The sequence below is a fragment of the Pseudomonas sp. 2VD genome, from assembly GCF_005503585.1.
GTDB classification, from domain to species: Bacteria; Pseudomonadota; Gammaproteobacteria; order Pseudomonadales; family Pseudomonadaceae; genus Pseudomonas; species Pseudomonas aeruginosa.
Genome location: NZ_SCND01000271.1, coordinates 1 through 8,574, shown reverse-complemented (window position 1 = coordinate 8,574; position 8,574 = coordinate 1). Strand labels below are relative to the sequence as shown.

8 protein-coding genes are annotated in these 8,574 nt (G+C 66.3%); 5 read left to right on the top strand and 3 right to left on the bottom strand.

The genetic code is table 11. From position 1 onward, the window contains the following. Positions 1–297 precede the first annotated feature (297 nt). From FFS27_RS23640 to cysK, 3 genes are all read right to left on the bottom strand, one after another. The gene (locus tag FFS27_RS23640) at positions 298–1,389 is read right to left on the bottom strand and encodes a polyamine ABC transporter substrate-binding protein (RefSeq protein ID WP_137952240.1); all 1,092 of its coding nucleotides are present in this window, start codon (positions 1,387–1,389) and stop codon (positions 298–300) included. 198 nt (positions 1,390–1,587) lie between these two features. Then, positions 1,588–2,202 carry a LysE family translocator gene (locus FFS27_RS23635; protein WP_003090574.1) on the bottom strand — a complete coding sequence of 205 codons (615 nt, stop codon included), beginning with the start codon at positions 2,200–2,202 and terminating at the stop codon, positions 1,588–1,590. A 58-nt stretch (positions 2,203–2,260) separates the two neighbouring features. Further along, on the bottom strand, positions 2,261–3,235 hold the full coding sequence (cysK, locus tag FFS27_RS23630) for a cysteine synthase A (protein WP_003090573.1): 975 nt from the start codon (positions 3,233–3,235) through the stop codon (positions 2,261–2,263). Positions 3,236–3,355: 120 nt separating this feature from the next. On the opposite strand from cysK, the gene FFS27_RS23625 reads away from it, so the two are divergent. The 5 genes from FFS27_RS23625 (at position 3,356) to FFS27_RS23605 (ending at position 8,272) form a co-directional block, all read left to right on the top strand. Then, positions 3,356–4,441: a DUF748 domain-containing protein gene (locus tag FFS27_RS23625; protein ID WP_003090572.1), complete on the top strand. Its 1,086-nt coding sequence runs from the start codon at positions 3,356–3,358 to the stop codon at positions 4,439–4,441. Between the two features lie 162 nt (positions 4,442–4,603). After that, a complete protein-coding gene (locus FFS27_RS23620; RefSeq protein WP_003090571.1) occupies positions 4,604–5,449 on the top strand; it encodes an AAA family ATPase in 846 nt (281 codons plus the stop codon). Between the two features lie 64 nt (positions 5,450–5,513). After that, the gene (locus FFS27_RS23615; RefSeq protein ID WP_003131045.1) at positions 5,514–5,909 is read left to right on the top strand and encodes a GFA family protein; all 396 of its coding nucleotides are present in this window, start codon (positions 5,514–5,516) and stop codon (positions 5,907–5,909) included. A 48-nt stretch (positions 5,910–5,957) separates the two neighbouring features. Next, positions 5,958–7,139, top strand: coding sequence for a vWA domain-containing protein (locus tag FFS27_RS23610; RefSeq protein ID WP_003090569.1), 1,182 nt, complete (start codon positions 5,958–5,960; stop codon positions 7,137–7,139). Positions 7,140–7,252: 113 nt separating this feature from the next. Beyond that, positions 7,253–8,272, top strand: coding sequence for an AraC family transcriptional regulator (locus FFS27_RS23605; protein ID WP_003101519.1), 1,020 nt, complete (start codon positions 7,253–7,255; stop codon positions 8,270–8,272). The last annotated feature ends 302 nt before the right edge of the window (positions 8,273–8,574 follow it).

Genomic DNA, 8,574 nt, shown 5'->3' with positions numbered 1-8,574 from the left:
GTCAGGGACTGACGCCCGGCGGCGGGCAGGCGGCCGAACCGGGAGGGGGAGGCGGAGGCGAGGCGACTACAGGAGGGGAAACGCAGCCCAGGCTGGCGCACGGCTGGAGCGCGCCGACCTCGCCGGTGGCTACCGGAAGGGCGGGGAGCGAGCTGTGCGAGCGCTGGTTCATGGAGGCTATCCGGTGGATGAAGACAACGAGAGGGACTATAGCGGGCCGTCCGGGATTTGACGAGCCTGTGGGCGAGCCTTGCGCTAAAACGCCAGCCCGGCGACAAACCGGGCCGGCGCCGGGCTTCACTTGCCGGTCTTCACCGTGTTCCAGGTGCGCGTGCGCACGCGGTCGATCTTCTGCGGCATGGATTCCAGGGCGAACAGCTTGGCCATCTTCTCCTGCGGCGGGTAGATCGCCGGATCGGCCTTGATCTCGGCGTCCACCAGCGGGTCGGCGGCCAGGTTGCCGTTGGCGTAGTGCACATGGTTGCTGATCGCCGCCATCACCTCGGGACGCAGCAGGTAGTTCATGAAGGCGTAGCCGGCCTTCTCGTCGGGCGCGTCGACCGGCATCGAGACCATGTCGAACCACAGCGGCGAGCCTTCCTTCGGCGTCGAGTAGCGCACTTCCACGCCGTTGTTGGCCTTCTTGGCGCGGGTAGCGGCCTGCAGGATGTCGCCGGAGAAACCGACCACCATGCAGATCTCGCCGTTGGCCAGGTCGCTGACGTACTTCGAGGAGTGGAAGTAGCGGATGTACGGGCGCACCTTCAGCAGCGCCGCCTGGGCCTGCTTGTAGTCGTCGGCCTTCTGGCTGTGGTGTGGCAGGCCGAGGTAGTTGAGGGTGATGGGCAGCAGCTCGGGGCCGTTGTCCAGCACCGCCACCCCGCACTTGCTCAGTTTCTGCATGTATTCGGGCTTGAAGAAGATATCCCAGGAGTCCAGCGGCGCGTCGTCGCCGAGCACCGCCTTGATCTTCGCCGGGTTGTAGCCGATGCCGGTGGTGCCCCAGAGGTAGGGGAAGCCGTACTGGTTGCCCGGATCGTTGACCTCCAGGGCCTTGAGCAGCACCGGGTTGAGGTTCTTCCAGTTGGGCAGCTGGGACTTGTCCAGCTTCTTCAGGGCGCCGGCCTGGATCTGCTTGGCCATGAAGTGGTTCGACGGGAATACCACGTCGTAGCCGGATTGGCCGGTCATCAGCTTGCCGTCGAGGGTCTCGTTGCTGTCGTAGACGTCGTAGGTGGCCTGGATGCCGGTTTCCTTGGCGAAGTTCGCCACGGTTTCGGGAGCGATGTATTCGGACCAGTTGTAGATCTTCAGGTTGTCCGCGGCGAGGGTTGCGCCGCTGCCGCAAGCGAGGGCGAGGAGGGTGAGGGAAGCGATGCGGGTCTTCATTGTTGTAGGTGTCCTGTCGGCTGACGACAGCGTCGGCGACGGACTGGTTCGCCGCCGGCGCTCAGGGGGCGCCGGCAACGCTGGCCGGCACCCGGGTTTTATCCCGCGTTGCCGGAAGCGAGGAAAGGGGCGGCTTTTACCTGCGGGCCCGCAGACAGGAGGCGGCACCGCAGCGGGGCGTCGCTCCGCCCGCCTGCCTCAACTCAGGGCGACCTTGACCCCGAGGGCGATCAGCAGGCCGCCGAGCAGCTTGTCCACCACCCCCTGGGCCCTGGCCAGGCCACGGCGCACCACCGCGCTCTGGATCAGCACCACCAGCAGCGGCCACCAGAGTGCGGCGAGGCCGACGATGATGCCGGCGTACCAGAGCTTCTCGGCGAAGCTGGAGTCCAGGCTCAGCACCTGGGTGAACACGGCGAGGAAGAACAGCGTGGCCTTGGGGTTGAGCAGGTTGCACAGGTAGCCCTGGAGGAACGCGCTCCAGTGGCCGACGCGCTGCACGCCGCCGACCGCCAAGTCGAGCGTGCCGCCGCCGCGCGAGCGCAGGGCCTGGATGCCGATCCAGATCAGGTAGACCGCGCCGGTGTACTTCAGCGCGTTGAACAGCCACGGCGTGGTGGTGATCAGCACCGCCAGGCCGGCGACGCAGTAGGCCATGTGGGTGGCCACGCCGAGGATCACCCCCAGCGAGGTCATCATCGCCGCCGAGCGCTGGTAGCGCGCCGCGTTGCGGATGATCAGGAAGAAGTCCGGGCCGGGCGAGAGCATGCCCAGGGTGGCGAGGGTGGCTACGAAGAGCGAGGTTTCCAGCATGATTCGATACGCCTGGCGCAAGGCGGCGCCGGTTCGCTGCGGCGCCGCGGGTCGGTGGTTACTGGGTCAGTTCCTGTTCGCTGAACAGGCCGTCGAAGAGCATGCTCGAAAGATAGCGCTCGCCGGAATCGGGGAGGATCACCACGATGGTCTTGCCCTGCATGTTCGGCTCCTCGGCCAGGCGCACCGCGGCGGCCATCGCCGCGCCGGAGGAGATGCCGCAGAGGATGCCTTCTTCCTGCATCAGGCGCAGCGCCATGTTCTTCGCTTCGTCGTCGCCGATCTTCTCGACCCGGTCGACCAGCGACAGGTCGAGGTTCTTCGGCACGAAGCCGGCGCCGATGCCCTGGATCTTGTGCGGGGCGGGCTTGACCTCCTCGCCGGCGAGGGTCTGGCTGATCACCGGCGAGGTCACCGGCTCCACCGCCACGGCGAGGATCGGCTTGCCCCGGGTGTTCTTGATGTAGCGCGAGACGCCGGTGAGGGTGCCGCCGGTGCCGACCCCGGAAACCAGCACGTCCACCGCGCCCTCGGTATCGTTCCAGATCTCCGGGCCGGTGGTCTTCTCATGGATCGCCGGGTTGGCCGGGTTGTCGAACTGCTGCGGCATGAAGTACTTCCCGGGATCCCCCGCGACCAGTTCCTCGGCCTTCTGGATCGCACCCTTCATGCCCTTCGCCGGTTCGGTCAGGACCAGCTCCGCGCCCAGCGCCTTGAGCACCTTGCGTCGTTCCAGGCTCATCGACGCCGGCATGGTCAGGATCAGTTTGTAGCCACGCGCGGCGGCGACGAAGGCGAGGCCGATGCCGGTGTTGCCGGAGGTCGGCTCGACCAGGGTCATGCCGGACTTCAGTCTGCCGCTGGCTTCGGCATCCCAGATCATGTTCGCGCCGATCCGGCACTTCACCGAATAGCCGGGGTTGCGCCCTTCGATCTTGGCCAGGATGGTGACGCCGCGCGGGGCGATGCGGTTGATCTGGACCAGCGGCGTGTTGCCGATGGACTGCGCGTTGTCTGCGAAGATGCGGCTCATGATGGTGTCCTTGTCGCATGGAGAAAGATCAATCAGCCTATTCCGCCCCCGCCCGCGCGTCCAGACGCGTTCGAACCAGCGGCGCGCCGCGCGTGTCCACTGTCCAGGAGGGCCGTACCGATGAAGAAACGCTATGCCATTCCCCTGGGCAGCCTGGCGGCGCTGCTTCTGTTGTTGCTGGCGCTGCACCTGGCGCTGCCGTACCTGGTGCGCGACTACCTGAACGGCAAGCTGGCCGACATGGGCGACTACCGTGGGCACATCGCCGACGTCGACCTGGCGCTCTGGCGCGGCGCGTATCGGATCGACGGGCTGAGCATCGTCAAGGACAACGGCAAGGTGCCGGTGCCGTTCCTCGACGCGCCGAGCATCGACCTGTCGGTGAGCTGGCAGGCGCTCTGGGATGATCACGCAGTAGTGGCGCGGGTGGTCTTCGAGCGTCCGCAGCTCAACTTCGTCGATGCCGGCGGCGACCGCGACGCCTCGCAGACCGGTGCCGGCACCGACTGGCGCGAGCAACTGGACAAGCTGCTGCCGATCACCCTCAACGAGGTGCGGGTGGTGGACGGCACCCTGCGTTTCCGCAACTTCACTTCGAAGCCGCCGGTGAACCTGCACGCCTCGGCGCTCAACGCCAGCATCTATAACCTGACCAACGTGGCCGACGCCCGGGGCGAGCGGCCGGCGCGTCTCGAAGGCACGGCGCGGATACTCGGCCAGGCGCCGCTGGAAGTGGCGGCGCATTTCGACCCGCTGAGCGACTTCGAGGACTTCGACCTGCGCCTGCGGGTCACCCGGGTCGAGCTGAAGCGGCTCAACGACTTCGCCAGCGCCTATGGCAAGTTCGACTTCAATGCCGGCACCGGCGACCTGGTGCTGGAGGCCCAGGCTAAGCGCGGCCAGTTGGATGGCTACATCAAGCCGCTGCTGCGCGACGTGGACGTGTTCAACTGGCGGCAGGACGTGGAGGATGGCGACAAGAACCTGTTCCGCTCGGTGTGGGAGGCGCTGGTCGGCGGTGGCGAGACGGTGCTGAAGAACCAGCGCAAAGACCAGTTCGCAACCCGTGTGAGCCTGAGCGGTAATATCCACCAGCGGGACGTCAGCGCGTTCCAGGCGTTCCTCGGGATTCTCCGCAACGCGTTCGTCGAGGCGTTCAACGCTCGTTTCGAGCGTTCCCCGGCGACGCGCGACGACGACGGCTGAAGACGCGGGCGGAACGGCGGGTCGCGAGGTGGCCGGGCATTCAGTGACTGAATGACCCGTCTGCGTTCACAGTGCGCTTGTCCCCGCGTTATAGTCGGGTTTTCAAACAATACTGAACTGCCCGGTTTTCCAGCCAGGGCGTTACCGTTCGAGGATTTCCTGATGAAGTTCGAAGGCACCCAGTCCTACGTCGCCACCGACGACCTCAAGCTCGCGGTCAACGCCGCCATCACCCTGCAGCGGCCGCTGCTGGTGAAGGGCGAACCGGGCACCGGCAAGACCATGCTCGCCGAGCAGCTGGCCGAGTCCTTCGGCGCCAAGCTGATCACCTGGCACATCAAGTCCACCACCAAGGCCCACCAGGGCCTCTACGAGTACGATGCGGTAAGCCGCCTGCGCGATTCGCAGCTGGGCGTGGACAAGGTTCACGACGTGCGCAACTACATCAAGAAGGGCAAGCTCTGGGAGGCCTTCGAGGCCGAGGAGAGGGTGATCCTGCTGATCGACGAGATCGACAAGGCCGACATCGAGTTCCCCAACGACCTGCTGCAGGAACTCGACAAGATGGAGTTCTACGTCTACGAGACCAACGAAACCATCAAGGCGAAGCAGCGCCCGATCATCATCATCACCTCGAACAACGAGAAGGAACTGCCCGACGCCTTCCTGCGCCGCTGCTTCTTCCATTACATCGCCTTCCCCGACCGCGAGACGTTGCAGAAGATCGTCGACGTGCACTACCCGAACATCAAGCAGTCGCTGGTCAGCGAGGCGCTGGACATCTTCTTCGACGTGCGCAAGGTGCCCGGCCTGAAAAAGAAACCTTCGACTTCCGAGTTGGTCGACTGGCTGAAACTGCTGATGGCCGACGAGATCGGCGAAGCGGTGCTGCGCGAGCGCGATCCGACCAAGGCGATCCCGCCGCTGGCCGGCGCCCTGGTGAAGAACGAGCAGGACGTGCAGCTTCTCGAGCGCCTGGCGTTCATGAGCCGCCGCGCCAGCCGCTGAGTGCGTCGGCCCTTTCCGGGGAAAGGGCCGCGGGGCGGCACGCCAGACAGCGGAGGAACATCCCATGCTCAGCGGAAGTTGCCTGTGCGGCGCGGTACGTTACGAGATCGACGCGCCCATCGAATCGGCCAGCCATTGTCATTGCAGCCAGTGCCGCAAGGCCCACGGCGCGGCGTTCGCCACCTACGGCAAGGTGCGCCGCGAGGCGTTCCGCTATGTCGCCGGGGCGGACGCGGTGGCCGAATACCACTCGTCGCCAGGCGTCACCCGTACCTTCTGCCGCCACTGCGGATCGAACCTGCAGTGGCTTGGCGGCAACGAGGACCCGACGTACACCTCTATCGCCCTCGGCACCCTCGACTCGCCGCTGCCATCGGTAGCGCAGCGGCACATCTACGTGGGTTCGAAAGCCGACTGGTACGTCATCGCCGACGACCTGCCGCAGGAACACCAATACTGACCGGCGCTCGCGCGCCGGGATCAACGGACAACAGACGAGGTCGCAGCCATGCTGCTCAACCTGTTCAACGAAATGCGCGCAGCCAAGGTGCCGGTGTCGGTGCGCGAGCTGCTCGACCTGATCGACGCCCTGAAGCACCGCGTGGTGTTCGCCGACATGGACGAGTTCTACTACCTGGCGCGCACCATCATGGTCAAGGACGAGCGCCACTTCGACAAGTTCGACCGGGCCTTCGGCGCCTACTTCAAGGGCCTGGAGAAGCTCGACGACCACCTCAAGGCGCTGATCCCCGAGGAATGGCTGCGCAAGGAATTCGAGCGCCTGCTGACCGACGAGGAAAAGGCGCAGATCCAGTCCCTCGGCGGCCTGGACAAGCTGATCGAGGAGTTCAAGAAACGCCTCGAGGAACAGAAGGAGCGCCATGCCGGCGGTAACAAGTGGATCGGTACCGGCGGTACCAGTCCGTTCGGCTCCGGCGGCTTCAACCCGGAGGGCGTCCGCGTCGGCGACGCCGGCAAGCGCCAGGGCAAGGCGGCCAAGGTCTGGGACCAGCGCGAATACAAGAACCTCGACGACCAGGTCGAACTGGGTACGCGCAACATCAAGATCGCCCTGCGGCGCCTGCGCAAGTTCGCCCGTGAGGGCGCGGCGGAGGAGCTGGACATCGACGGCACCATCGACCACACCGCGAAGGACGCCGGGCTGCTCAACATCCAGATGCGCCCGGAGCGGCGCAACACGGTGAAGCTGTTGCTGCTGCTGGACATCGGCGGCTCGATGGACGCCCACGTCAAGGTCTGCGAGGAGCTGTTCTCGGCCTGCAAGACCGAGTTCAAGCACCTGGAGTATTTCTACTTCCACAACTTCATCTACGAGTCGGTGTGGAAGAACAACCTGCGCCGCAGCAGCGAACGCACCGCCACCTTCGACCTGCTGCACAAGTACGGTCCGGACTACAAGGTGGTGTTCGTCGGCGACGCGGCGATGGCGCCCTACGAAATCACCCAGGCCGGCGGCAGCGTCGAGCACTGGAACGAGGAAGCCGGTTACGTCTGGATGCAGCGCTTCATGGAGAAGTACAAGAAGCTCATCTGGATCAACCCCTATCCGAAGGACACCTGGAACTACACGGCGTCCACCGGCCTGGTCCGCGAACTGGTCAAGGAACAGATGTATCCGTTGACCCTGAGCGGCCTGGAGGAGGGTATGCGCTTCCTCTCGCGCGGTTGAGCCAACTGCCTGCGGGACCGGCGACAGGCGCGGCGGCACGCAACTTGCCTACCCTGTGTATCCCGTCCGCGCGGTAACAGCGCGGCGCGGCCACCGGTAACGATGGGCACGCCATGATCGATTCGACCTTCTCCCGCGCCACCTGGCTCAACTCGCTGCACATGTCGACCCTCACTCTCTCGCTGCTGGAGAAGGAAGGGTTCGCCCGCGAGCAACTGCTCGAAGGCAGTGGCATCACCCCCGCCGACCTGCTCGACCTGCGGCGCCTGATCAGCCCCTGGCAGGAGCAGCAGGTGTTCGCCAACGCCTGCCGGCTCAGCGACGAGCCGGCCCTCGGCCTGCGCCTGGGGCTGCGCACGCGGATTTCCGCCTACGGCCTGCTCGGCTACGCGCTGCTCTCCGCGCCGACCCTCGGCGAGGCGCTGCGCATCGGCCTCAGCTATCCGGTCTTGCTCGGCACCTACTTCCACCTGTCGCTGGAAGTCGCCGACGGCCGCGCCTGGCTGGTGGCCACCGGCTACGGCGAGGACGAGGCGCTGCGGCCATTCAACACCGAGCTTTGCCTGGGCTCGCTGAAGGTCACCTGCGCCGACCTGCTCGGCCAGCCGCTGCCCTTGCTGGAAGCGGCCTTCGACTATGCCGGCGACGAGGCGATGGCGCGGGCCTACGCCGAGGGTTTCGCCTGCGAGTTGCACTTCGAACGCGAGCGCAGCGCCATCGGCTTCGCCGCCGAATGGCTGGAGCGCCCGTTGCCGCTGGCCGACCCGGTGACCCACCGGGAGATGCTGGAACAGTGCCGGCGGCAGAACATCGACCTGGCCGCGCGCCGCGCCTGGCTGGACAAGGTCCGGGCGATCCTCGCCGAGCGCTTGCAGGACCCGCCCGGCCTGGAGGAACTGGCCAGGCGCCTGAACTGTTCGTCGCGCAGCCTGCGCCGGCACCTTCAGCAGCAGCGCACCAGCTACCAGCAATTGCTCGACGAGTTGCGCTTCGCCCGCGCCAAGGAGTTGTTGCAGAGCGGCGACATGCCGATCTACCGGATCGCCGAGGAACTCGGCTTCAGCGAGACCGCCAGCCTGCGCCATGCCTTCCAGCGCTGGAGCGGCCAGCCGCCGAGCCATTTCCGCGCCTGAGTGCTCGCTCAGGCGGAGGGGCTGGCGCCGCCGCCGTTCGCCCGCCACCTCGCCCAGGGTCTTTGTCGCGCCGTCGCCAATCCCGGCCATGAAGGCACGATCGAAGCGGAAGTCGGCGCCGCGCAGCTCGACGAGGAAGCGCCCTACGTCCTGGGTGTTGCGCTAGTCGCGGCACGCTGCGGTGTCGCGGGTGATGGTGTCGCCGTATCAGCCGAAGACCATCGGTGGTTCCTCTGCGCGCGCTGGAGTGGGCAGGCCAACGACGGCCCGCCCACGGGGCGTCAGGGCGCCGGGTCTTCGAT